General features: G+C 49.9%; 2 protein-coding genes and 1 pseudogene. All 3 read left to right on the forward strand.

Translation table 11 applies throughout. The features are described 5' to 3' along the window. Nucleotides 1-899, forward strand: a pseudogene (locus F6X37_RS35585) (peptidase M23); the annotation flags it as partial. Nucleotides 900-905: 6 nt separating this feature from the next. Continuing rightward, nucleotides 906-1,505: a hypothetical protein gene (locus F6X37_RS35590; RefSeq protein ID WP_187614649.1), complete on the forward strand. Its 600-nt coding sequence runs from the start codon at nt 906-908 to the stop codon at nt 1,503-1,505. 56 nt (nt 1,506-1,561) lie between these two features. Then, entirely contained in the window at nt 1,562-1,822 is a 261-nt protein-coding gene (locus F6X37_RS35595) for a PAAR domain-containing protein (protein ID WP_187614650.1), read from the forward strand. Nucleotides 1,823-1,982: the final 160 nt, after the last annotated feature.

Genomic DNA, 1,982 nt, shown 5'->3' on the forward strand with positions numbered 1-1,982 from the left:
ATGAGGGCGGGTTCTACCACGGCAACCAAACGGGTTACGACGATTTTCTCAAGTACCTCAAGGAAGTCCAGTTTTGGGATGTGACCGGGTTGCCCGCCGGGGAGAAGCTCTGGTTCTTCCATCCGCTCGCGTTTATCCGGCATTTCAGGAAGTGCGGGTGGCTGAGCAAGGAAGAAACGGCTCACTGCATCCGCAAAACGATCAGAGACCATAACCACGAGGTGGTCGCCGTCTCAAAATCAGAAGTAATCGCACGGCTTACGAACGCGACGGATAGGCGACCGGCAAATTTACATCCAAATTTTTCTATCGTTGCGAGGAAGTACGGAATATCGTCCAGTCGTTTGCGCCTCGCTCATTTGTTCGGTCAGTTAACGGCGGAAACAGGTCGCCTGGAGTTTATGCTTGAAGGTGGGCCGCCTTCATATTTTAATAAGTATGAGCCCGGTCACCCGGAAGGGGATAAGCTGGGCAACACACTAGTTGGCGATGGCATTCGATTCAAAGGCCGGGGATTAATTCAAATTACCGGAAGGACGAACTACGAGAACTACGGAAACTATCGAAGCAGCGTGTTTAATACGGATGCAACCAGCTCGTTGCTAATAACTGATTCCTATAATACGTGTGATGCGTCAGGCTGGTATTGGGCATCAAAGCAACGAATGCAACTCATTCACGACCCGGTGACGCATCAAGCGAAATTGGTTCCCCTCGGCAAACTCAGTATTAACTATTGGGCCGATCAAGGATCGGGCGATGATGCGACGCTTCAGGTTACAAAATGCATAAACCCAGCGGGCGTGGCTGTGGATTGGAGAAGACAAGGGTTCAAAAATGCACTATACGAACTAAATGATGAAACAGTAGCGAATTCTGATTACAAGCCCGTAGTGTGAGGAATTATGAAACGGATCGTTTTGCTGGTCTTGAGTATTTTGAGCTGCATGGCATGGGCGGGCTCGGCGAATGCCAAAGAATCTGAGGGAGTGACGAGAAATGATTGCCATTTGTCATTTCTTGTTCCAACCAATCTTGAATATGTAGAGGTAGAAGACGCCATAACCACCGGGAAGGATGAATGTTATTTGGCATTTAAATATTCGGGGGATATGCGGATTAAACCGGAGGGGCACGTTTTTTCCGTGCCAGAGGATTGGCGCGCAATGACTGATTTTGCTCTAACTGTGAAAAGCATTCCGTTATTGGAAAATATCGCGCAAATCGAGTCAGACGATGGAGCGAAACAACATGGTCTATTCAAGTTGGAAACTAAAGAGCATATCCCATTGCCAGGGGGAGATTTATATATATCCAAATATTCAGCAGTAAAGCCGACACAAAAAATGGTTAATTTGCATCAATTGGAGGAAACGGTTTTTGTTGCGGGTAACAGCGTTCATTCAGTTGCTTTTTTCTTGTATTCCGGAAGCCGGCTAACAAAAAAGGATCGAGAGAAAGTGATGATTTTTAGAGATCTTTTTTCCTCATTTCGTTTTTTTTGATCGATTTTCGACTGGATTGTGCCCTTCTATATAAGTAGGAACCGGAATAGTTTTAAATGAAATCTCCCATCCGCAAAGGCGACAAACTCGAACACGGAGGCGAAGTCACAGGCGGCTCACCCTGGTTCGAGGTCATGGGCTGCCCGCTCGCCCGGAAGGGCGACGAGGCGATCTGCGAGCAGCACGGGCCAACCACGATTGACGAGGGCTACGCCAAGTTTCCCGACCGAGATGGCAAGGCCGTCGCTTTCCACCACTATCGCTGTGCGTGCGGCTGCAGGCTGGTCTCGTCGCTGATGAACTTCAACATCGCGTAATGCCGGTCGATCTTTCTCCAGCCGGACGCCCGGGCGCCTATCCGCGCCGCCCCAGGTTCTGGCCGTGGTGGTTCTGCATCTGGCTCGCCTGCAATGTATTCGGCGTTGCCATTGCGATGCTGCTTTGGCCGAAGGGAGAAGCGGCGCGCGGCGCATGGTT

Source organism: Paraburkholderia sp. 31.1 (assembly GCF_014397645.1).
Taxonomy (GTDB): Bacteria; Pseudomonadota; Gammaproteobacteria; order Burkholderiales; family Burkholderiaceae; genus Paraburkholderia; species Paraburkholderia tuberum.